This is a genomic window from Paraburkholderia sp. RL18-085-BIA-A, assembly GCF_046027075.1.
Classification (GTDB): domain Bacteria; phylum Pseudomonadota; class Gammaproteobacteria; order Burkholderiales; family Burkholderiaceae; genus Paraburkholderia.
The window spans coordinates 25,528-47,057 of the sequence record NZ_JARESU010000056.1 but is presented as its reverse complement, the minus strand read 5'-3'; the positions used below and the strand labels follow the sequence as shown (position 1 = coordinate 47,057).

The window sequence follows — 21,530 nt, the reverse complement described above, 5'->3', positions numbered from 1 at the left end:
CTTTCTCGAAGGAGGTGAATCATGGGCTCAATCAACCCGCAACGTGGTACCCGAGGCGGAGCTAACATCGTCGGCGGTGGTATCGGCGAAGGCCCGGGGCCGGACATCATGGCCGCAGCAACGCTCGATGGGAACAAGGTCATGTCGTCTGATGGCGAACACGTTGGAAAAATTTCAGACATCATGCTTGACGTCCGCAACGGTCGCATCGCCTATGCAGTGCTTTCTGAGGGCGGTTTTCTTGGAATGGGTTCTAACCTGCACGCTATCCCGTGGAGCGCGCTGACTCTCGATACGGATGAGAAGTGCTTCGTCGTCGACATTGCGGCGCAGCGCCTCAAGGACGACCCCGGCTTTGACAAGGACCACTGGCCCACCATGGCAGACGCAAAGTGGGGAATGTCGATGCACACCTACTACAACCGGGAACCGTACTGGTCAGCGACCCATGAAGTGGTGGAAAACGACCCTGCCATCAGGCCGAGCGAGCATTAACACGGCCCCCTGGACCGACCCAGACGGCTATCTGGGCCGTAGGTCTGGCATCTACGCTTCCGCGCTCCGCCGCGGCGGCGTAGGTACGCCGGCAAGGCTCGCTGCAATGGCGGGATTGGCGGACATGTTCGGGCGGTCTGAAGGTATTGTCCAAAAGCGGCCGGGAAGGCATCAAGGCCACTGGCCCGCTGACGAGGTGACTGTCAGGGCGTCTTTCAAAGGAACGAACAGTTGCATTTCCTGCAGCGCTCGCGGAAACGAGCGCGCGCGGGTCTCATAAGTCCGTTAGTGCAAGTCGCGCGCTGTCGAGTCATTTTGACAGAGGAGGCTGTATGGTTATGAGACTACTTGCAGTCGGTGCGCTGGCGCTGACCCTCGCAGGAGCGGTGCATGGGCAGGGAGCTGCTAGCGGCTCAGGAATGGGTCACCAAGGCGGAAATGCAGGGTCGAAGAGCGGTGCGCACCTTTCGACGCCGGCTTCAGCTCCAACGACCGGCTCCCCCTCCGCAACGCCCGGGGTGGGCGCCACGGACCGCACCGGCGGCGCTGGGACGTCGACGCGTGCGTCGCCCGGCACGCCTGATAACCCAAGCGGCTTGAAAAAGCCCGATTGATACCGCTCGATCAGCCCCAACGCGACATCAGCGCTCAGTGCCCGGTCAGTGGACCGCTCCGTGGCGCAGCCCAAGCTCATTGGGAGCGTCGAGTGTTCGGCAACACCAGCGGGCATCGGGACCGCATGGGGAGTCTTTCGTGATGACTCTTGTGACTTACTCGTGCCTATCGCTGCAAAGGTGAAACGCTTGTCGGACAATCTGTTCGATGCGACTCAAAAGCCTGTCCGGTAGATGCCCGTATGGGTCGCGCTTGCTTGCAGGCAGCCGTCCGCCATTCTCAGAGATGGCTCGGATAAGCCCCGACACGTCGCATTGGGGAATATCAAACTCGGTGTCTAGGCATGCGGCAGACAGTCCACAGCAGCTTGAGGTTCAGCGCCATGTCTGCTAGCCATGGGAATTGGAGTTGTTGGGCCGAGCCCCTTGTCGGGGGAACAACCGCCTTAATCCCGTAGAGATATTGTTGGTCCCATCTTGAGTTTTCCGCCCTGCGAGCGCCGTCGCTCCGACCTAAAAATTCATGATGTTCTGACTAATGGAAAAGCTGGGTTTTTCGCGGGAATCTTCGGAGGCGCTCTCGCGCGACATTGGCGCGATAGCGCGCATCGGCGCGGTGCCATCGATGCTTAAGATGGTTTGCGACGAAACAGGGATGGGCTTCGCGGCGGTGGCCCGTGTGACTGACACGACTTGGACGGCGTGTGCCGTGCAGGACAACATCGGCTTCGGCCTGAAGCCAGGCGGGCAACTGGAGATTCATACAACACTGTGCTTCGAGTCGAGGGCTGCACGTGTTCCAATCATTGTCGACTGCTTCAGCGACGACGTCACCTACAGAGGGCATCACACTCCTGCGATATATAAGCTCGAAAGTTACATTTCCGTGCCTATCATCACCCAGAGCGGCGAGTATTTTGGAAACTTGTGCGCAATCGACCCGAGGCCGGCAAAAGTCTCCGAGCCGCGCGTTGTCCGCATGTTCGAAGTGTTTGCCAATCTGATAGCCATGCAACTGGACAGCGAGCAACTTCAGTGGTCCACCGAAGCAGCGCTGCTGGATGAACGGGCAACCGCAAACCTTCGGGAGCAGTTCATTGCGGTCCTCGGCCACGACTTACGCAACCCATTGTCCGCGGTCAATGCTACGGCCGAGCTACTCGTGCGCCGGCCAACAGACCCGGACCTGGTGAATGCAGGTCACCGTCTGAAACGCACGGTTCTGCGGATGAGCCGGCTAATCGACGATGTGATGGATTTTGCGAGAGGACGACTTGGAGCTGGCATTGCCGTGTCGATTCAGAAAGTCGACGAGCTGAGCGAGTCTCTACTCGCGGTCGTGGACGAACTTCGCGATGCTAATCCCTCGCGCCAGATAGCCACAGAAGTGGCGCTCGACCGGCCCGTCGATTGCGATGTTCTTCGCCTCCAGCAACTGCTTTCGAACCTGCTCGGAAATGCACTAACGCATGGGGCGGCAGACTTGCCAGTGATTGTTCGTGCAACCGCGGACAAAACACACCTGTCGTTGTCCGTTTCGAACGGTGGAGACCTGATACCTTCGCACATGCTTCCGAAAGTGTTTGAGCCTTACTGGCGGCCACCTTCGAGCGCTCCTGGCGGCGGTCTCGGCCTTGGGTTATACATCTGCAAACAAATCGTCGAGGCCCACGGGGGAATGCTCGAGGCTTGTTCGACCGTCGCCGATGGTACCTGCTTTACCGCCAGGATTCCGTTGGAGCACGCTCGGAGCTAAGCCGCGAATCGATGCGCGTCCATCATCGGGTGCCCCGGCTGCGGAGGAGATACTGACCAACCGCCGTCGCCGTGCCGAAAAAAGACCGTGACTAGGGGTGCGCCGGCCCGACGTTTCTCAAGCCGGATGCACCCCACGGTAGTCCCCGCCAGATACAAGCGATTTATCCGGACGCAAGTAGTCGCGCCCGGAGTGAGCTATTTGTCGACCATCAACCGCAGTGACCCTTCGCGAGGAAACATATCCGAATCCCCAGCTTGCGCCCGGAAAGGAGAGGTTCCCAAAACGTTGCAGTGGGCACCGCAGATGGTGCGCGCGGCGAGCCCCATTGCACGAACCTCAATCGGTCATTTCACAGCTTCTCCCGCTCCTAGGTCGGCACCGGCGTGGATTGCCTAAAATGCCATTGATAAAGCGGGTGTCGCAGCACAGTTTTAAATGCGGGTCGGACCGACCCGTCCGCTTGCGAACGAGCCGGCACCGCTAATGGGCTGGCTCGGTGCGCCGGGCAAACTCAATCCACAAGAGCCGACTCACATGATTATCCAGGATGTCATATAAGCGGCATTCAACCATCGCACCTTGCCGTCGGCATAGACGCGTCCTACCCTGAATCCGACATTTGAATATTAAGCCTCGGGTCGACCGCATTTCTGCGTTGCCTTACCGGGCACCTTCCCAACCTCTGCATGTTCGTAGTGGAGCAAAAAGATGAACGACAAGCTGATAGCGGCGATTGTGACGCGGAAGTGGCCGCTCGCTCAGGGTTATCACGCGGTTGAATTGGAGACAAAGCATCGTGCGGAACTACCGCCGTTCGAAGACGGAGCGATAGTTGACCTCGCTCGAGACAACGGAAGCCGAGTCGGGCGCACGCACCCCCTGTGGCACATTCCTTCACGCAGTGACGCCTTTATCGTAGGAGTACGGCAAGACGCCGATAGAGGAACAAACCGGCCAAGTTCGGATTTTCTCTGGAACAGAGGAGATGAGATTTACATTGGGGCACCGCGAGACACCGCCGTTGTCATAGACCAAAACGCGCGCTACATCCTGTTCTCAGCCGGCGTTGGAGTCAAAGCTATCGCATGTGTCGCAAGGAATATCGCATCGGCGGCGGGATGCTGCCTGGAAGTTCACAACTTTGCTCGAACATCCCAGCGAGCTGTCTTCCGGGCGGATTTGGACGAACTTCGCGACCATGCTCAGATTAACCACCGAATCGGTCTAAGCGAGCAGCAGATTGCGAGCGTCGCGGTTCACGCCGTGAGTCCCACCCACGCGAACTCTCATGTAATCTGCAGCGGACCGCCTTCCTTCATGAAGCTTATCGAATGCCAGGCGCTCCAGTGGGTCTACCCCTCGAATGTGCATAAAATCGTTCTTGGCGAGAGAGCGTTCGGAGAACGCTAGTACGACGCTGTTGAAGCCGCTTACGAGATTCCTTCTCATCGCCTACGCGACCTGCTGCCATGTCGCATCGTATGAGGTTCGCGTGGTCGACGAAGCGGCGAAGCGACAATTTCGACGTTACCAAGCTGTTTGCGAAGCTGGTACCCGAGTCGCAGTTAGCGTTTGCGAAGATGGGCGATGACCTTCCTTGCGACATCAACAACGTTTCGGTGCTTGCCGACCGACACCGTTTCCGAGTCACGCGTGCCCGATGCAAATCCTGTCCTTACGCGGACAACGTCATTCTTTGCGAGGATTTGCACGCAAGCTTCCAGGACCGCCTGTGCGTAGCCTGTCGACTGGCGTTCAACAAACAGGGTGAACCTTCGAGCTTCCGGGTAAGGGCCTAGAGGCCATTGGTAGCCGTGGTCATGCAGCGCCTTTGATGCCCTTGTCCACAGGGGTTTTAGCGCGTCAATTTCCGCTATCGCTGTGTAGAGGGGTTCTATCCCGATAGGCTCGGACTCATGCTCGCCCTCGTACAGTTTTACTGACGTACGCGAGTATTCTGCAGCCCACGCTTTGGCCAAATCGCGGAGCCGCCTGTAGTCATTGTCATCATCGAGCATCTGCAGCGGGCTCCTGCCACCCAAACTGCCCCGAGCTGACCAAAGAAAGTCCTGTCGACTCTCAGGTGGCGCGGGAACGATGATTCTACAGATTGCCTGCAGGCGTTTGCGTTTATGTCGTGAGGCAGCCAGCAGGGCCGGATAGCAAAGATGACCATCGACGTCGACGCCGAAGATGCTGCCTTCTTTCAGTAGCCGACCGAAGTGCTTCTTGCTAACGCCGAGCTGTGTTCGGAACTCGTCTGCGGACAGAAGCCGACCGTCTGCGACCATCTTGCGCCGCGCGAGCAGCGCTTGCTCACGGATACCGTCCTTAAGGGGAGCGTTGTCGGACACGACCTCCGGGTCGCCTCGGAGCCACGCATCAATTTCTCCTGGTTGCGGCGACAGGATGACAACGTGTTCAGGCCAACTTTCATCAGTTGCCGCGTCCCCATCAAGGGTGTAGCCGCGGCCCGCCGGATGATGGACTTCGGTGGTGGTCCCATCGACATCACGGTGCCGCTCGCACATCCACGGTTCTGCAACCGAGGCGACGTCGCGAAGCTCTTCTACCTCCGTATAGTTGGAGTAGCTTGGTAGCAGCAATACGACAGCGTCAGGGCTGGCATCGTTGAGGCGTAAAAGCAGCTCAGAGACTTTCATGCGCTCACTCCTTCGGCCATATGGTTCAAACCTCGCCTACAACAGCCGGGTCAACCGCTTCGTTCTCAAACAAGCAGTTCTTTAATGCTGCAAGATGACTTCTGCTGCTGAATCCCAAGATTCGCTTCAAAGCCCATGATGGGTCGATGCGAGAGAATATCGCCGGCGCTGCCAAGTCGGATTTTTTACTTAAGTATCAAGGCGACGACAAGTTCGAAGACCATTGCTAAGGCGAGGGCTGAGACGGTCCCGCCGACCCACTTCGCGACCCAGTCAATATCTTCCCGTGACTCAGCAAACCGAAAAACCCGTTCGGAGAGCCGTTGAAACCATTTCATGAGTTGTCTCCGTCGGCTCGAGGGTTTGTTTTCCCCTGCACGTGCCATACAGTTCGACCATGCAGTCAGCGAACGCGCCATTCTTAACTCGGCCAATCTTTAGGGGTCGCCAACACCCGGCGACCGCTTTCGCTGCCGCCAGGCCCATCGCGGGCGCGATGCTGATCGTGATGCTTGCGATTGGCTTGATGGGGCCGCGCACCAAAGGGCTCGAACTGGAGAAGATTTCGAAGTAGGCGCGTGGCGCTATTGGGCGAAGTGGAATCGCGGCAACACGTCGCGCGCCAGTTCATCGATGACGTCGGCGGCAGCGCGCTGCGTCGCGAGATTGAACGTCACGTGATGGGTTCCGCCGGCGCGCAGCGCGTCGAGAATGCCGATCAATGCGTGCCGGCCGGTCCGGTAGCCGAGCGCAACGGGCTGCGCCGGCTCATGCGGATCGTTGCTTAAGTCGAGCCGCATCGCCACGCCGAACGCGCGAAAGGCGTCGGGCGCCGCGCGCTCGACGGCGGCCCGCCACATGCTGTAACGGGCGCGCTGCGCTTCGGGCTCCCGATGATAGGTCATCCACCCGAGCGAATGCCGCGCGATCCAGTCGACGCTCTGACCGCCAGAGCCCACGGCCAGGAGCGGCACCGTGTCCGCGCTCGCGGGCAGTAGCTCGAAGCTCGGCGCGCCTTCGGGCGCCCGGTCGGGAATCACGCGGGGCGGCTTGCCGAGCGCGGCCGCCAGCGTTTCCCAGTGACGTCGATACAGCTCGCGCCGCTCATCCGACTGCGCGCCGAATGCCGCGTATTCCGGCGGACGGTCGCCCGAGCCGAGCCCAAGAATGAAGCGTCCGTGACTGAGCATGTTCACGGACAGCGCCGCCTTGGCGATATGCAGCGGATGACGCAGCGTGAGCACGATTGCGCCGCTCACGAGCGCGATACGCTGGGTCTGCATCGCGAGCGCGCCGAGAAACACCCACGGGTCGAGATGTCCGACCGGGTCCGGGTAGTCCGCGCTATTCAACGGCACGTCGCGGACCCAGAGCGCGCGAAAGCCGCGTTCGTCGGCGAGTCGTGCGAGGGTCAACTGCTCGTCGAAATCGGCGACGACAGTGCCGGTGCGAAGTAGCGGCAGCGTAAGTCCGATACTCAGCGCATCGTTTGCGAATACGCGATTCACGGTGGTTTGCGCGTGGTCCTGCTGGCCGCTCGCGGTCTGCGACTTTCGCAACGTTCAACTCCTTCGTGTATGGCGGTTGCGCCCGGTCAATGTAAGCGTCTGAGTAGCCCTGGTTGATCGATTGGCATCAGCCCCGATGCTAGCACCGCGTCAGAACAACTGCCTCTGCCCCGATATCAGCGTCGTGAAGTCATCGCGCAGCAGCGGCAGGATGGCATCGGCGACGGGCTGCAATTGCCGGGTCAGATAGTGTTCGTAGTCGATCGCCGAGCGCAGCGTCTCCAGCGGCTCGGGACCGGCGACCGTCATCACGTAGCTGATCCAGCCGCCGTTCTGGTATTGCAGCGGGCGTCCCTGGGCCCGGTTGAACTCGTCCGCGACGCGCGCCGCGCGCACGTGGGGCGGCACGTTGCGCTCGTAATCGCCGAGTGGCCGGCGCAGGCGCTTGCGATACACGAGCTGATCGTCGAGCTTGCCTTCGAGCGTGTCGCGCACATAGTCGCGCACGTAGTCCTGATACGGCTGCTGCCTGAAAATGCGCCCATATAGCTCCTGCTGGAACTGCTGCGCGAGCGGCGTCCAGTCGGTGCGCACCGTTTCGAGTCCTTTGTAGACAATCTCCTCGCCGCTGTCCGGCAACACGGTGAGTCCCGCATAACGCTTCTTGCTGCCTTCCTCGGCGCCACGAATCGTCGGCATGAAAAAGCGCCGGTAGTGCCGCTCGAATTGCAATTCGAGCGCGCTGTCGAGCCCGAAGCGCGTTTGCAGATTTTGCCGCCACCACGCGTTGATACGCTCGACCAGCGCACGGGCGATGTGCCCGGCCTCTTCCTCGCTGTGCGCGTGTTTCAGCCACACGAAGGTGGAGTCCGTGTCGCCGTAGATGACCTCGTAACCTTCGGCCTGAATCAGCTCGCGCGTGGTGTGCATGATTTCGTGGCCGCGCATCGTGATGGACGATGCGAGGCGCGGGTCGAAGAAACGGCAACCAGTGGAACCGAGCACGCCGTAAAAGGCGTTCATGATGATTTTCAGCGCTTGCGAAAGCGGCTTGTCGTGTTCGCGTTTGGCCGCCTCGCGGCCTTGCCATACCTGCGCGACGATCGACGGCAGACAGTGGCGCGTGCGTGAGAAGCGGGCGCCGAGAAAGCCCGGCACCGACTGGTCGTCGGCCGGGTTCAGCATGCCTTCGACGAGACCCACGGGGTCGATCAGAAACGTGCGGATGATCGACGGATACAGGCTCTTGTAGTCGAGCACGAGCACCGAATCGTACAGGCCGGGGCGCGAATCCATCACGAAGCCGCCGGGGCTCGCGGCGCCGGCGACATCGCCGAGATTGGGCGCGACGAAGCCTTGCCGATGCATGCGCGGCATGTACAGATGCGTGAACGCCGCGACCGATCCGCCGCTGCGATCCGCGGGCAAGCCGGTCACGGTGGCGCGTTCCAGCAGGAACGGCAGCAGCTCCGTCTTCGCGAAGATGCGCGTGACCAGCTCGCAATCCTTCAGGTTGTACTGTGCGAGCGCGGGCTTGTCCTCGTCGAAGCGGCGCTGGATTTCATCCATGCGCTGATACGGGTTGTCGATCGACTTGCCAACGCCCAGCACCGAGCGCGCCACGTGTTCGAGACTGAAGGACGGGAAGCTCCACGTCGCGGAGCGCAGCGCCTCGATGCCGTCGATGATCAAACGCCCAGCGGCGCCCGCAAAGAAGTGATTGCGCGTGAGACCGTGTTCGCGCCACTCCATCACCGCACCGCCGCGGCCGAGCCGCAGTGGCACGCGATATTGCTCGGCGTGTTGCTGCAGCACGCGCAGATCGAACTGCACCAGATTCCAGCCGATGATCGCATCGGGGTCGTGCCGCTCCATCCACAGGTTCAGTTTTTCAAGCAACTGTGCGCGCGTTTCGCAGTATTCGAGGTCGAAGTCGAGCGCGCTCGCGTCGCCGTTCGGCGGCCCGAGCATATAGACCTGGCGCTGTCCGCAGCCTTCGAGCGCAATCGAATAAAGCTCGGCGTGCGCGCTGGTTTCAATGTCGAGCGAGACCAGCTTCAACGGCGGACGATAGCCGGTGGCCGGCTTCAACTCGCTGTTCAACAGCGGCCCGCTGCGTTGCGGCTCGCCGCCGAACCACACCGGCGCGGTGATGAAGCGCTCCATCATATAGCGCTCGGGCGGGAAGATATCGGCTTCGTAGACGTCGACGCCGCCTTGCTTCAGGCGTTTTTCGAAGCCTGTCAGTTGCCGGTATTGCGGGCAGTAAAGTCCCATTACCGGCCTATGCTGGAAGTCACGCAGTTCGAGCGGACGCAGATCGAGCGGCGCTTCGCGGCGCAGGATCGTTTCGGCGCGCTCGCGGTGTTCGGCGGGAATGAACGCAACCGAAGGCTGAGGGCGCAGGCGAATGTGGCGGGGCCCGCTGTCGGTTGCCAGCCAGAAGTCGATTTCCGTGCCGGCGGGCGTGTCCCGCCAATGTCGGGTCAAAATGAAACCCTGCTCAAGCTCAGTCAAACTCGCACCCTTGGTTTGCACCCTTTGCTTCCACTTATTAGACGACCATCATCGCTCGCGCGATTTTACCGCCGCGCGCTGGCGAGCGGTGCCGGTGAGAGAAACGCCGCCGCCCGCGCCGCGCAATCGGTATGATCGCTCTGCAACGATTCCTTCGGCGCAAAGCATGCGCCGCTCAAGTCCACCAAGAACGGAGCGAACGATATGACGTTGGGCAAACTGGTTGTCGCAGTCGTAGTCGCGGTAGCAGCAGCGGCCAGCGTGAGCGCTCAGGCGCAAGTCGCCGGGACGCAACCGCTGAGCGTCACGGTCGAGCAGTCGAATGCGCTGCTAAGCGGCTGGAGTGTGAAGAAGAGCATTCTCAACAAGGCCGTGTACAACGACCAGAATGAGAAGATCGGCACGGTGGTCGATCTCGTGGTCGCGCCCGACGGCTCGCTGTCCGCGGCGATCGTGTCCGCCGGTGGCTTCCTCGGCGTGGCGTCGCATGATGTGGCGGTGCCGATCGCCGCGCTCGATATTCGCGGCGGTAATTTCTATCTGGCCGGCGCGACCAAGGCGGCATTGAAGGCGACGCCGGAGTTCCAGTACAGCAAGGTGCAGGCGCCGCCGAAGCCGAAGAAGGTGACGCCGCAGTAATGCAGGGAGCCGTTTCGTGCACCGGCTGATTTGCAGATGTCGGCTCTCTTCATTGGGCTGCGAATAAATGGGGGCGCTGGCGGTGCGAAACGGTTGGCAGGTAAGAACCGTTTCGCGCCTGCGGCGCCTCAGCCCCAACGAGCCTTTCACTTCACTTCATTCAGGCCTCCAGCGCAAGCGTCGCGAACGTGCCCAGCCAGTGCTCGCCCATGTAATCGCCGGCTACATGGGGCAGTGCGCTTTGCAAATGACGCTCGGCCGCATCGAACAACACCGTGCGGCGAATATCGCCGGCAGGCAGCGCACGCGCCAGCGAACGCTGACACCACGCGCGGCTCAGATTCAGACCGTCCAGATGCGCGATCTTGCCGTCGCTGCGGTCGGTTACGGTGACCGGCTCGAACAACGTCGCCGGCTTCTTCGCGCCGACATCAGGCAGAAAGCGTCCGAACCAGTCGACGAACTGGGCCGGCGGCAACACGCGCCGCATCAATTCCGCCTCCATCAGCGAAGGCGACAGGAACTCGTCGCCGGCGGGCTCCCACGCCTGACACGCGACGTCGTCGAGAAACCAGCGCTCGGCGGTATTGACGAGCAGCGCTTCGAGCGAGTCGCGCGAAGTCTGCCGCGCGAAATCCAGCGTGAGCGCGAGCGCAAAGGCCATGTTGAAATGCGTGCCCACGCGCAGCGGGTAGGTCGCTTTCGGCAAAAATTCCTCGAAGCGTTCGACGAAGCTGTCGGTGAGCGGTGCAAAAGCTTTCGACCAGCGCGCCGCTTCGGAGCGCTTCAGCGATACCAGTTGCGCGCTGAGTGCCAGCAGCCAGGCCCAGCCGTACGGCCGTTCGAAACCACGGTTGTGCGGCAGGTCGAGATACGCGCGTTCGCCGGCCACATTGGCGTCGGTGAAATGCTCATCGACCACCGCGACGATGCGCGCTGCTTCAGGCAGGTCGGGAAAGCGCTCCAGCAGATGCAGGATCAGCCAGTAGCCGTGCACGCACGAATGCCAGTCGTAGCTGCCGTAGAAGATCGGATGCAGCGCGCGCGGACCTTGCACGTCCTGCGGCCCGGCGAGCGAGTGTGTCAGCTTGTTCGGATACTCGCGCGTGAGATGAGCGAGCGCGAGATTGGCGAATCGGGACGCGATTTCGCGAGTGAGTTGAACGGTCATCGGCGGCTCCTCGGAAGCGGGATACGAACAAGATGACAGTATGGTGTGGACGGTCGACAATAGTAAAGTGGCCGGTAGTTGTGCGGTGATTGCGCGGTTGTGGTTTTTTGGCTTCGGCAGCGCTGCCGGCATGACTTTGAGGTGTGCGGCCGCGGGCGTTATCAGCGTGCCGCGCAAGCCGCAGCCGCGCTGGCGAAATATGCCGGATAACTCAAGCCGTAAGGGAACACCGCTGCGCATCATCACGGCATCATTTCAGCGCAGCGGCGCCCAGCGAACTGCGGTCACGCAATACCGAGCTCCTGCGCGGTTGCGTCGATCGCGGCCTTGGCCTTCGACACGATCTCGTCGATCTCCCGCCTGCTGATCACGAGCGGCGGCGACAACAGCATCCTGTCGCCGCTGGCGCGCATGATCAGATTGCCGTTAAAGCAGAAGTCGCGGCAGATCGTACCGACCTCGCCGCCGTTGGCGAAACGCTTGCGCGCGTTCGGGTCTTCGGCCAGTTGCAGACCGGCCACCAGACCCGCACCCGAAACCTCGCCGACGATCGGATGAGCGGCGAAGGTGTCGCGCAGTTTCTTCTGGAAGTACGGCCCAGTATCGTTCTTCACGCGCTCGACGATCTTCTCGTCGCGCAGCAGCTTGAGGTTGGCGAGCGCGACGGCCGCCGCCACCGGGTGGCCGGAGTAGGTGAGCCCGTGATTGAAGTCGCCATTGCCGATGATCGCCTGAGCGACGCCCTCATGCAGGGCGACCGCGCCCATCGGCACATAGCCGCTCGTCAGGCCCTTCGCGAGCGTGAGCAGATCCGGCTCAAAACCGAAATGCTGATGCGCGAACCATTCGCCGGTGCGGCCGAAGCCGCCGATCACTTCATCGGCGATCAGCAGGATGTCGTACTTGCGGCAGATGCGTTGAATCTCCGGCCAATAGGTCGAGGCCGGGAAGATCACGCCGCCCGCGCCCTGAAACGGCTCGCCGATGAACGCGGCCACGTTGTCCGCGCCTATTTCGAGAATCTTCGCTTCCAGTTGCCGCGCGCGAGCCAGCGCGAATTCTTCCGGCGTCTGATTGCGTTGCGCCTCGCCGAAGAAATACGGCTGGTCGATATGCACGATGTTCTCGACCTTCGACGGCATCTGTTCGTGCATATAACTCATGCCGCCCAGCGTGCCGCCCGCGATGGTCGAACCGTGATAACCGTTCACGCGCGAGATGACGACCTTTTTCGCGTGCTTGCGTTGCGACGCCCAGTATTGATGGACGATGCGCAGCACCGTGTCGTTGCCTTCCGAACCGCTGTTGCAGTAAAAGAAGTGGTTGAACGATTCGGGTGTCAGCTGCGCGAGCAACGCCGACAGTTCGATGACCGGCGGGTGCGTGGTCTTGAAGAAGGTGTTGTAGTAGGGCAGTTCCTGCATTTGCCGGTACGCGGCGTCGGCGAGTTCCTTGCGGCCATAGCCGACGTTCACGCACCACAGCCCCGCCATGCCGTCGATGATCTTGTTGCCCTCCGAGTCCCACAGATACACGCCTTGTGCTTTGACGATCACGCGGCTGCCGCTGCGATTGAGCGAGCCCATATCCGAAAACGGATGGATGTGATGCGCGGCGTCGAGCGCGCGGTATTCGGCGGTGCTGCGCGCGATCTGGGCGCTCGCGGCGGGTTGCGCTGGTCGCACCGGTTGGACGAATGCGGCTTCTTCCGTTCTGTAGTTCATGCTGCCTCCAGGTTTTCGTTTGCATTCGCGAATCACGTTCTGAAACAGGGTCTTTTCTTCAATCCCGCCTCAGACATGCAGCAGCAAATGCCGGCGTTCCCACGAACTGATCACGCGGAAAAATGCCTCGTATTCGGTTTCTTTCAAAGCAAGGTAGGCTTTGACGAACTTGTCGCCGAGAACTTCTGCAATCGGCTCGCATGAGGCCATCAGCGTCATGCCTTCTTCGAGATTGCGCGGCAACTGATACGGCAATGCGTAGCCGTTGCTGAGCAGCGGCTCGGTCGCGTCGAGTTGTTGCGTCATGCCGAGGTAGCCCGCGGCCAGCGTCGCGGCGATCGCCAGATACGGATTGCAGTCCACGCCCGGAATGCGGTTTTCGATGCGGCGCGCGGCCGGCGCCGAATGCGGAATGCGAAAGCCCACCGTTCGGTTGTCGTAACCCCATGCGACGTTGATCGGCGCGGCCATGAAACGCGACAGGCGGCGATACGAGTTGATGTACGGCGCGAAGATCGGCATCAGCGCCGGCGTGTACTTCTGCAAGCCGGCGATGTAGCTCGTGAACAGCGAAGTCGGCTTGCCGTCGGCGCTGGTGAACACGTTGTGGCCGCTTTCCTCGTCGACGAGACTTTGATGCATGTGCATGGCCGAGCCCGGTTCGCCTTCCATCGGCTTGGCCATGAACGTCGCGTACATCTTGTGGCGCAGCGCCGCTTCACGCACCGTGCGCTTGAACAGGAACACGCTGTCGGCGAGCTTCAACGGATCGCCGTGCATGAAGTTGATTTCCATCTGCGCGGCGCCGACCTCGTGAATCAGCGTGTCGACTTCCAGCTCCTGCACCTCGCAGTACTCGTAGATGTCCTCGAAGAGCGGATCGAATTCGTTCACGGCTTCAATCGAATACGCCTGACGTCCGGTCTCCGCTCGGCCCGTGCGGCCGATCGGCGGTTGCAGCGGCAGGTCGGGGTCGCGGTTCATGTCGACCAGGTAGAACTCCAGCTCGGGCGCGATGACCGGCCTCAAGCCCTTCGCCTTGTAGAGTTCGAGCACGCGGCGCAACACGCGGCGCGGCGAGATCGCCACCGGCGTGCCGTCGAAGTGGACGCAATCGTGAATCACCTGCGCGGTGGGATCGACGGCCCATGGAATCATCCGGATGGTGCTGGCGTCGGGCACGCACACCATGTCCGGGTCGGTCACGCCGGTCAGCGATCCGTCCGCCGGATAGTCGCCGGTGACGGTCTGGATCATCACCGCCTGCGGCAGGCGCATGGACTCGCCGGACCCGAACTTGCTGCGCGGAATGATCTTGCCGCGCGAGATCCCGGCCATATCCGGAATGATCGCTTCGATTTCGGTGACGTGGTGCTTTTTCAGAAACTCGTCGATGTCGTGCATGATTCGTTCTCTCAGTTTTGGTGCGCGCAAGGCTCAGGCATGCGTCGCGGCAAAGGCCGCTCCACAGCCGGCCGTCGTGCGCATTCGCTCGCGGCAGGCGTCGCCGAACGCGCGAAAGATCGCGGTGGAAAGCGCATCGTCCGCATGCTTCCACTCTGGGTGCCACTGCACACCCAGCACGAACGCGCGCGCGTCGTTCACGCTCACCGCTTCGATCAACCCGTCCGGCGCAACGGCTTCGACCGTGAGGCCAACGCCGAGCCGCTCGATGCCCTGGCCGTGCAAGGAATTCACGCACGCTTCGTTCGGTCCGCTCGCAGGTGCTGCAATGAGCCGCTGCAACAAGCCGCCTGCGGTGAGCGTGATCGAATGCGACGGTGCATATTGCACGTCCAGGTCGTCTTTCGTGTTCTCGCGATGATCGTTCAGCCCGGTCGCCGCGTGAACGGTTTGATGCAAGGTGCCGCCGAACGCCACGTTCATTTCCTGCAAGCCCCGGCATATGGCCAGCACCGGCACACCGGCGGCGAGTGCCGCGCGCATGAGCGGCAGCGTCGTGGCGTCGCGCGCGGCGTCGTGCAGCGTGCCCGGCGCGCTGGGATTGCCGCCGTAGCGGTGCGGCTCAACGTTCGAATAGCTGCCGGTGAACAGCAGGCCGTCGACCGTCACCAGCACGTCGTCGATGGACTGACGCGCGCCGAGCGCGGGCAGCAGCATGGCCAGCGCGTGCGAGCCATCCACGATCGCGGTGATGTACTTCTCACCGACCCCGTGTGACGCGTGGTCTCCGAGCATTGTTCTGTCGGCGCTGATGCCGACCAAAGGTTTGCTTTGCATAACGAATAGACGTGTGCGTGCCTCGCGGGACGCGATATGAGAAGGGTTAAGCACGGCGCGACACGAATGCGTAGCCGCGCGAAAAGCGCAGGGCCGCCGGAGTCGTGCAGGCGGTCGTCGTCAACGCAGGACGCGCCGCGTGTGCTATCGGAACGGGCTATTCGATTCCATCCGCCGCGCTGTGCCACGCATCTGCGGCGCACGAAGCACATGAGGCGCACAGGCGGCACAGCACCGCGCAGGCGCGAACGCGCGGCTGCGAAGCGCGCGTTCAGGCCAACGCCAATGTCAACGCTTGGCCAGGCGAACGAATCGAACGGCGAAAAAAAGGTGGAAGGCGCTACGGCAGCAGCGAAGCGACTTCGTCTGTACGCACCGCGATGAACGCGCGTGCGGAAGTGGAGTTGTGACGCCGAACTGAACGGCGGGACAGGATCGGGAGGACAGACAGGAAGCGGCGGAACGCAAGGCTGCCGCTGCTGCCGTCGGCGATGGCGCTGTCAGCGCGAAGACCACTCGCGTGACTGCGATTCCATCTCACCAAAGGGCCTCGGACTCTCACGATTACACTCGACTGGCGACGTAGAAAGCATTGAACGGCTTATTCGAAATCCGCACGGGGCGCTTAACGAAACAGGCCGCCGGGATGATCGCATTGAACTGCGCGAGCTGATTTCGCTGCACTACAAAACATCGAGCGACGCCCGCGCGACGACCGCCTGATAGTCAGCATATACGAGCCAATAAGGCAGTCAATCCCTTTCGGAAAAGATTGATCGGGACTTTCCCGATAGTGTCGGGAGAATTAGCGCTCATTTCGAATGAGCATCGGTGTGTTTATTTAGGAATGCTTTGCTGGATTTATCTGGCGACGCAATGCGTGATGCGCGTGGGATATTCAGAATACGTATTCAATCTGAAGGAAGGCCGCGCGCCGATCCATCACAATGGCTGTATCGGCGGGAGCATTCACGCGCGGCAGCGCTGTTGCTGCCCGGTCCAAGCGTGGTCGCACAGATCAATGCGACGACTTCGCCAGTGTCGCGCGCACGGTGTATTCGCCTTCGCCGCCTTTATCCTCGATCAGATGCGCCATTGCGGTATTGAAGTCGGGCGGCAAAGGCTCCAAGGGATAGCCGCGTTTCTCCCATGCGTCGAGCCCACCCTTGAGCGCGCGGATATGGTGAATATTCTTGCGATGCAACTGGTTGACGATGCGCTTGGCGGTCGCTTCGTTGGGACACACGCAATAGACGACGATCGGCCGCTTCAGCAACCCGGGATGGATCGGATCGGGTGAATCGAGATCCAGCGGCCGCGCGCCGGCAATCCGGTGCGACTCCTTCTCGCGCACGCTGGGCGGACGCGCATCGAGAATCAGCGGCGGGTCGTTGGACTTCATCATCGCGTCGAGCTGATCCGGCGTGATGCGCGTATGCGCGAGCCAGCGGCGAAATTGCAAGCGGCGCACCCAACGGTACAGCAGCGCAGCCGCGAAGATTGCCGCGAACGCATCGAAAATCGTGCCGCCGTTTTGTCGCACGAGGAGCACCAGTTGCACGATCTGATCGTGCAAGGCGGCGCCGCCGATCACCCACATGCTGGCCCACAACGTGGCGCCGACCAGATCCCACCACAGAAACACGCCGACGCTGATCGCGGTCGTGCCGAGCAAAGGCGCGGAGACCAGGCCGAGGCCCGGCAGAAACTTGGCGACGGTGAGAATCGGCGCGCCGTAGCGTTCATAGGTATTGCGCGCGACGCGCACGGTGGTGTCCAGCGACAGCGAGAAGCGCACCAGATAGTTCAAAAGGCGCCGGCCGTATGCGCGGCCGGTGAAGAACCACAGCGAGTCGGCGATCAGCGTCGCGCCGACCGCGGCGAATACGACGTTGGTATACGAGGTCTGTCCCATGGCGGCCATGGTTCCACCGAAGATCAACATCGGCGCTGCCGGAATCGGCACGCCGAGCTGAGTGACGAGCACGCTCATGAAAACGGCCCACACGCCCAGCGAGGGTGGGATAGCAACCGGAAAATGCCACACGACCGCGCTCCTGAGATGCAGTAGAAGGAAATGAAATCGGAAATGAAATCGCCCGCGTTTGACCGGCGTGTGACAAACACGCCGCATGTTGCGCTCCCGGACGACAGCGTGAGCAGATCGACAAAAACGGTGCACGCATCGCCACGGAAAGCGGATTTAAGCACAAGTGGCGAAAGGGCGCACCGACACGGGCCGCGCGGACGGGATTTTTGCCGGACGGCGGGGTGACGGGCAAGCGCGGGCGGGGGCCCTGACCTGGCGCGGCGCTCGCCTTTGGGGGGCGCCGGCTGAGGGCGGACTGGAAGCGCGAACCGCGCAGACAAACGGCGGCGATAAACCCAGTCGGATCAGGCATCCACCGCCGGATCATACGGTACGACACGTTCGTGCTCGTCCGCATGATTGCGCGCCACGATCGCTCGCGCGGCTGTGGTGTCGTCGAGGTTGAACGGCTGATGCGGCACGCCCGGGGGAATGAACAGGAAGTCGCCCGCTTCGGTAATGACCGACTCGCGCAGACCCGGCCCATAGCGGGTCTCGATCCTGCCTTCGAGCAGGTAGATCGCAGTTTCGTAGTCGGCGTGAAAGTGAGGCTCGGCATGGCCGCCGGGCGGCACCACCACCATGTACATCGACAAACCCGTGCTGCCCGCCGTGCCCGCGGAAATGCCGACAAAGTAGGGCAGCCGCTGGGTCGTCGCCATCTCCCGGTCGGGCCGCACCTTGACGACGGGTGCCCGCGCGTCGTGCAAAACGTCTGACATAGTCGCTCCTGCGATGACTGCGATGCTCGCCGCCGCTGCAATCCGGTTCGCGCCGGTCGCCGCCATCCGGCTCAAGCTCCCTGAGCTGAAAGTCTAGACGATACGGGCGCCGGAATCGGCCTTTGTCGAGCGTAACGGCCGCGGGCGGTTCGCCGCAGGTGCGCCCCACGGCCCGCTGGCCCCGTTGCTACAATCGTCGTCATGCCCATACAGATATAACGGAGACATCACATGGCAAGTCCTCAGCCAATCAGCCGCTATCCCGTGCCGGAGCCGGGCGAATGGCCGGACGACATCCGCGCCCGCATTCTCGAGGTGCAGGAGAAAGCCGGTTTCGTTCCGAACGTGTTTCTGACGCTGGCGCATCGCCCGGACGAATTCCGCGCGTTCTTCGCGTATCACGACGCGTTGATGCTGAAGGAAGGCGGCCTCACCAAAGGCGAGCGCGAGATGATCGTGGTCGCCACGAGCGCGGTGAACGAGTGTCTGTATTGCGTGGTCGCGCACGGCGCGATTCTGCGCATCTACGAGAAGGCGCCGCTGCTCGCCGATCAGGTCGCCGTCAATCATCGCAAGGCGGATCTCACGGCGCGTCAGAAGGCGATGCTCGACTTCGCGCTGACGGTCTGCCGCGAATCGGGCATGGTCGGCGAGTCCGATTTTCAATCGCTGCGCGAGCACGGCTTCAGCGACGAAGACATCTGGGACATCGCGGCGATTACCGCGTTTTTCGGATTGTCGAACCGCATGGCCAACGTCATTTCGATGCGGCCGAACGACGAGTTCTATTTGATGGGACGTGTGCCGAAGGCGCCGGACGCGCCCCGCCAATAGCCGCGCGCAAGCGGGTTTCGCGCGCTGTGCGCCGTCGCCGCCCGCTCACGCACCGGCCGGTTCGGCGCGAAGGGCGGGCGTGTTCACGGCGGTGTCGTCGATCGGGAAATGCAGCATCGCGGCGATCAATCCAGTGACCACCGTCGCTTCCCACAGCAGCGCATACGAGCCGGTCAGATCGAACGCGAGGCCGCCCAGCCACGCACCGAGAAACGAGCCGATCTGATGGCTCAGAAAGCAAACGCCGAACAGGCTGCCCAGGTGGCGTGTGCCGAACACTTTCGCGACCAGTCCGCTCGTGAGCGGCACGGTGCCGAGCCAGGTCAAGCCCATCACGGCCGCGAAAATCACCACTGACGCAGCGCTTTTCGGCAGCAGGAAGAACGCGCCGATCGTCACGCTGCGAATCAGATACAGCCAGCCGAGCACATGATGCTGCCGGAACCGGCCGCCCAGCCAGCCGCATGCCCAACTGCCCGCCATGTTGAACAGGCCGATCAGCGCGAGCGCGGTGGCACCAAGTCCGACCGGCATATGGCAGAGCGACAGGTACTCGGGCAGATGCGTTGCGATGAACGCCAGCTGAAACCCGCACGTGAAGAAACCGAGCGTCAGCAGCCGGTAGCCGCGGTGCCGGATCGCCAGAGCGAGCACTTCGCGAAGCGGCGCGGCGGGCGCCTCGTGCTTGTGTGCGCCGACGCTCGCGCGCCGGTCGAGCACGATGCCGAGCGGCGCGATCAGCAGCATCAGGAAGGCGAGGGCGAACAGCGACGCGGCGACGCCCGAGCTCAACCGGATGCCTTGCACGAGCGGAATCATCAACACCTGTCCTGCCGAGCCGCCCGCGCTCACCAGCCCCATCGCCATGCTGCGTTTTTCCGGCGATGCAATCCGGCCGACTGCCGGCAACACCACGCCGAACGTCGTGCAACTCACGCCGATGCCGACCAGCAGTCCCATGCCGACAATCAGCAGTGCGCTGTTCGGCGCCACCGCCGCAAGTCCGAGGCCGGCCGCGAAAGTCGTCGCGCCGAACGCGACCACCGGCGCCGAGCCGTAGCGGTCCGCGGCGGCGCCCGCGAACGGCTGCGCGAAACCCCACACGAGGTTGTGCAGCGCGATCGCGAAGGCGATCAGCGTGACTGGCAAGCCGCGGTCGAACGAGAACGGTCCGATGAAAAGCCCGAAGGTTTGGCGGATGCCCATCGCGGCGCTCAGAATCAGCGCGCCGGCGACGATCACGACCGTGGTCGGATTGAAGACGGGGGCGAAGCGTTTGCTGTTGGCGGTCGACATGGATCTGATCTCCTTCGACGCCATGGTCGCAGCGAGCGCGGAACACGGCAAAGGAAAAGATTTCGACGACAGGTGAGCGTGGCTCACCTGTGTGCCGCCGCACGCGGTTTAGCTCGATGCGCTGCGCGAGCCGGGTTCCGTCGCCGCGGACCGGATGTCGAACGGCTCGGCCTCGCTGACCAGCCAGCGTTTGAAATCGAACAGTTCCGGCCGCCGGTCCGCGCTTTCCGCGCTCACCAGCCAATACGCGGTGGTCGAGGCGACCGTTGCGGAACAGGCTTCGACGAGCGCGCCGCTCGCCAGATCGCTATCGACCAGCGGCCTTCTGCCGAGCGCAACGCCGAGGCCCATGCAGGCCGCTTCGAACGCGAGCTGGATCGTGTCGACGCGCAAGCCCCCAGCGTTTTCGATACCGTCGGCGCCGGTGGCGTCGAGCCAGGTTTGCCAGTCCTCGCTCGCGGCGTTCACGTGAATCAGCGTCGCGTGTCGTAGTTCGATGTTGCCGTGCGCGTCGCGCAAACTCTCCAGATAAGCGGGACTGCACACGGGCACGAGCCGTTCGCCGAACAGGCGCGTCCAGGCAGTGCCCGCCACTGGCGCCCGGCTCAGGCGAATCGCGAAATCGAAGCCGTCGACCGGAAAGCCGACCTGGCGATGCGACGTGTCGACGCTCACGTTCAGCTTCGGCCAGCGCGCGCGAAAACCGGCGAGGCGCGGCAGCAGCCAGCGTGACGCGAAGGTCGGCGCGCAGCTCAACGCGATCGGGCGATCCGCCCGATGATTCGGCAGCCGCTGCGTGCCGATGGCGATCAGCGAAAACGCTTCGGAGACGTAGGACAGATAATCCGCCCCGGCCGCAGTCAGCGAAATGCCGCGCGGTTCGCGCACGAACAGTTCGACGCCGAGCGCCTGCTCCAGACCGACGATGCCGTGACTGACCGCGCTCGGCGTGACGTTCAGCTCGGCGGCGGCGAGCTTGAAACTCTGATGCCTGCCGGCTGCTTCGAAGAATCGAAGCGCGGGCAGAGGTGGCAGACGAAGCGGCATGGTGCATCCCCAGGAACGGCGCGCGGCGCGCCGTGACGGCGGCTCTGGCGCGCTTGGTGTTTCGCAAAAGGATACCGCGCTGGACGGTTGTGGTTGCGGTCGGGTTTTTTGCGGTGGGGGCGAGGCGGCATTAGAAAATGCCAGAGATTTTCTTGCCATCGCTGTCGATTTGCGCTGACGCCACTCGTCGTGGCTATATGGAGGGCGACCA

At 62.4% G+C, this 21,530-nt stretch carries 19 protein-coding genes and 1 pseudogene; 6 read left to right on the top strand and 14 right to left on the bottom strand.

The window, feature by feature from the left end:
• Positions 1 to 21: 21 nt before the first annotated feature.
• The 3 genes from P0D89_RS29825 to P0D89_RS29815 all read left to right on the top strand — a co-directional run bounded on the left by P0D89_RS29825 (position 22) and on the right by P0D89_RS29815 (position 4,278).
• Positions 22 to 495: a PRC-barrel domain-containing protein gene (locus P0D89_RS29825; RefSeq protein ID WP_408363222.1), complete on the top strand. Its 474-nt coding sequence runs from the start codon at positions 22 to 24 to the stop codon at positions 493 to 495.
• 1,152 nt (positions 496 to 1,647) lie between these two features.
• Entirely contained in the window at positions 1,648 to 2,865 is a 1,218-nt protein-coding gene (locus P0D89_RS29820; protein WP_408363220.1) for a sensor histidine kinase, read from the top strand.
• A 711-nt stretch (positions 2,866 to 3,576) separates the two neighbouring features.
• Positions 3,577 to 4,278: a ferredoxin reductase domain-containing protein gene (locus tag P0D89_RS29815; RefSeq protein ID WP_408363218.1), complete on the top strand. Its 702-nt coding sequence runs from the start codon at positions 3,577 to 3,579 to the stop codon at positions 4,276 to 4,278.
• Between the two features lie 155 nt (positions 4,279 to 4,433).
• Here P0D89_RS29815 and P0D89_RS29810 read toward each other — a convergent pair whose 3' ends face one another.
• From P0D89_RS29810 to P0D89_RS29795, 4 genes are all read right to left on the bottom strand, one after another.
• Complete coding sequence (locus P0D89_RS29810; RefSeq protein ID WP_408363216.1) at positions 4,434 to 5,531, bottom strand: hypothetical protein; 1,098 nt, start codon at positions 5,529 to 5,531, stop codon at positions 4,434 to 4,436.
• A gap of 185 nt (positions 5,532 to 5,716) precedes the next feature.
• Positions 5,717 to 5,869: a hypothetical protein gene (locus P0D89_RS29805; protein ID WP_408363214.1), complete on the bottom strand. Its 153-nt coding sequence runs from the start codon at positions 5,867 to 5,869 to the stop codon at positions 5,717 to 5,719.
• 246 nt (positions 5,870 to 6,115) lie between these two features.
• Positions 6,116 to 7,090 (bottom strand): LLM class oxidoreductase, encoded by a 975-nt coding sequence (locus P0D89_RS29800; RefSeq protein ID WP_408363212.1) that lies wholly within the window; start codon positions 7,088 to 7,090, stop codon positions 6,116 to 6,118.
• Between the two features lie 99 nt (positions 7,091 to 7,189).
• Positions 7,190 to 9,556 carry a DNA polymerase II gene (locus P0D89_RS29795; protein WP_408363250.1) on the bottom strand — a complete coding sequence of 789 codons (2,367 nt, stop codon included), beginning with the start codon at positions 9,554 to 9,556 and terminating at the stop codon, positions 7,190 to 7,192.
• 204 nt (positions 9,557 to 9,760) lie between these two features.
• On the opposite strand from P0D89_RS29795, the gene P0D89_RS29790 reads away from it, so the two are divergent.
• Positions 9,761 to 10,195, top strand: coding sequence for a PRC-barrel domain-containing protein (locus P0D89_RS29790; protein WP_408363210.1), 435 nt, complete (start codon positions 9,761 to 9,763; stop codon positions 10,193 to 10,195).
• Between the two features lie 160 nt (positions 10,196 to 10,355).
• Here the strand turns inward: P0D89_RS29790 and P0D89_RS29785 are convergent, their stop codons facing one another.
• The 8 genes and pseudogenes from P0D89_RS29785 to P0D89_RS29750 form a co-directional block, all read right to left on the bottom strand.
• Positions 10,356 to 11,366, bottom strand: coding sequence for a DUF2891 domain-containing protein (locus P0D89_RS29785; protein ID WP_408363248.1), 1,011 nt, complete (start codon positions 11,364 to 11,366; stop codon positions 10,356 to 10,358).
• Positions 11,367 to 11,414: 48 nt separating this feature from the next.
• Positions 11,415 to 11,606, bottom strand: a pseudogene (locus tag P0D89_RS29780) (5-oxoproline transporter, DUF979 family subunit); the annotation flags it as partial.
• A gap of 44 nt (positions 11,607 to 11,650) precedes the next feature.
• A complete protein-coding gene (locus P0D89_RS29775; protein ID WP_408377612.1) occupies positions 11,651 to 13,090 on the bottom strand; it encodes an aspartate aminotransferase family protein in 1,440 nt (479 codons plus the stop codon).
• Between the two features lie 69 nt (positions 13,091 to 13,159).
• Entirely contained in the window at positions 13,160 to 14,494 is a 1,335-nt protein-coding gene (locus P0D89_RS29770; RefSeq protein WP_408363206.1) for a glutamine synthetase family protein, read from the bottom strand.
• Positions 14,495 to 14,527: 33 nt separating this feature from the next.
• A complete protein-coding gene (locus tag P0D89_RS29765; protein ID WP_408363204.1) occupies positions 14,528 to 15,331 on the bottom strand; it encodes a gamma-glutamyl-gamma-aminobutyrate hydrolase family protein in 804 nt (267 codons plus the stop codon).
• 340 nt (positions 15,332 to 15,671) lie between these two features.
• Complete coding sequence (locus P0D89_RS29760) at positions 15,672 to 15,893, bottom strand: hypothetical protein (RefSeq protein WP_408363202.1); 222 nt, start codon at positions 15,891 to 15,893, stop codon at positions 15,672 to 15,674.
• Positions 15,894 to 16,349: 456 nt separating this feature from the next.
• Positions 16,350 to 17,378: a VTT domain-containing protein gene (locus tag P0D89_RS29755; RefSeq protein WP_408363200.1), complete on the bottom strand. Its 1,029-nt coding sequence runs from the start codon at positions 17,376 to 17,378 to the stop codon at positions 16,350 to 16,352.
• Positions 17,379 to 17,725: 347 nt separating this feature from the next.
• The gene (locus tag P0D89_RS29750; protein ID WP_408363198.1) at positions 17,726 to 18,142 is read right to left on the bottom strand and encodes a cupin domain-containing protein; all 417 of its coding nucleotides are present in this window, start codon (positions 18,140 to 18,142) and stop codon (positions 17,726 to 17,728) included.
• Positions 18,143 to 18,373: 231 nt separating this feature from the next.
• On the opposite strand from P0D89_RS29750, the gene P0D89_RS29745 reads away from it, so the two are divergent.
• Positions 18,374 to 18,976 (top strand): peroxidase-related enzyme, encoded by a 603-nt coding sequence (locus P0D89_RS29745; RefSeq protein ID WP_408363196.1) that lies wholly within the window; start codon positions 18,374 to 18,376, stop codon positions 18,974 to 18,976.
• Positions 18,977 to 19,021: 45 nt separating this feature from the next.
• On the opposite strand, the gene P0D89_RS29740 is transcribed toward P0D89_RS29745, so the two are convergent.
• Positions 19,022 to 20,272 (bottom strand): MFS transporter, encoded by a 1,251-nt coding sequence (locus P0D89_RS29740; RefSeq protein ID WP_408363194.1) that lies wholly within the window; start codon positions 20,270 to 20,272, stop codon positions 19,022 to 19,024.
• 108 nt (positions 20,273 to 20,380) lie between these two features.
• Entirely contained in the window at positions 20,381 to 21,319 is a 939-nt protein-coding gene (locus tag P0D89_RS29735; protein WP_408363192.1) for a LysR substrate-binding domain-containing protein, read from the bottom strand.
• Here P0D89_RS29735 and P0D89_RS29730 point away from each other — a divergent pair.
• Complete coding sequence (locus tag P0D89_RS29730) at positions 21,318 to 21,497, top strand: hypothetical protein (RefSeq protein WP_408363190.1); 180 nt, start codon at positions 21,318 to 21,320, stop codon at positions 21,495 to 21,497. The genes P0D89_RS29735 and P0D89_RS29730 overlap by 2 nt on opposite strands.
• Positions 21,498 to 21,530 lie beyond the last annotated feature (33 nt).

Coding starts and splice junctions, on each gene's coding strand:
- P0D89_RS29805 (WP_408363214.1), bottom strand. CDS start 5,869: ATGAAATGGTTTCAACGGCTCTCCGAACGGGTTTTTCGGTTTGCTGAG.
- P0D89_RS29750 (WP_408363198.1), bottom strand. CDS start 18,142: ATGTCAGACGTTTTGCACGACGCGCGGGCACCCGTCGTCAAGGTGCGG.
- P0D89_RS29775 (WP_408377612.1), bottom strand. CDS start 13,090: ATGAACTACAGAACGGAAGAAGCCGCATTCGTCCAACCGGTGCGACCA.
- P0D89_RS29790 (WP_408363210.1), top strand. CDS start 9,761: ATGACGTTGGGCAAACTGGTTGTCGCAGTCGTAGTCGCGGTAGCAGCA.
- P0D89_RS29815 (WP_408363218.1), top strand. CDS start 3,577: ATGAACGACAAGCTGATAGCGGCGATTGTGACGCGGAAGTGGCCGCTC.
- P0D89_RS29765 (WP_408363204.1), bottom strand. CDS start 15,331: ATGCAAAGCAAACCTTTGGTCGGCATCAGCGCCGACAGAACAATGCTC.
- P0D89_RS29745 (WP_408363196.1), top strand. CDS start 18,374: ATGGCAAGTCCTCAGCCAATCAGCCGCTATCCCGTGCCGGAGCCGGGC.
- P0D89_RS29735 (WP_408363192.1), bottom strand. CDS start 21,319: ATGCCGCTTCGTCTGCCACCTCTGCCCGCGCTTCGATTCTTCGAAGCA.
- P0D89_RS29825 (WP_408363222.1), top strand. CDS start 22: ATGGGCTCAATCAACCCGCAACGTGGTACCCGAGGCGGAGCTAACATC.
- P0D89_RS29810 (WP_408363216.1), bottom strand. CDS start 5,531: ATGAAAGTCTCTGAGCTGCTTTTACGCCTCAACGATGCCAGCCCTGAC.
- P0D89_RS29820 (WP_408363220.1), top strand. CDS start 1,648: ATGGAAAAGCTGGGTTTTTCGCGGGAATCTTCGGAGGCGCTCTCGCGC.
- P0D89_RS29770 (WP_408363206.1), bottom strand. CDS start 14,494: ATGCACGACATCGACGAGTTTCTGAAAAAGCACCACGTCACCGAAATC.
- P0D89_RS29740 (WP_408363194.1), bottom strand. CDS start 20,272: ATGTCGACCGCCAACAGCAAACGCTTCGCCCCCGTCTTCAATCCGACC.
- P0D89_RS29730 (WP_408363190.1), top strand. CDS start 21,318: ATGGTGCATCCCCAGGAACGGCGCGCGGCGCGCCGTGACGGCGGCTCT.
- P0D89_RS29785 (WP_408363248.1), bottom strand. CDS start 11,366: ATGACCGTTCAACTCACTCGCGAAATCGCGTCCCGATTCGCCAATCTC.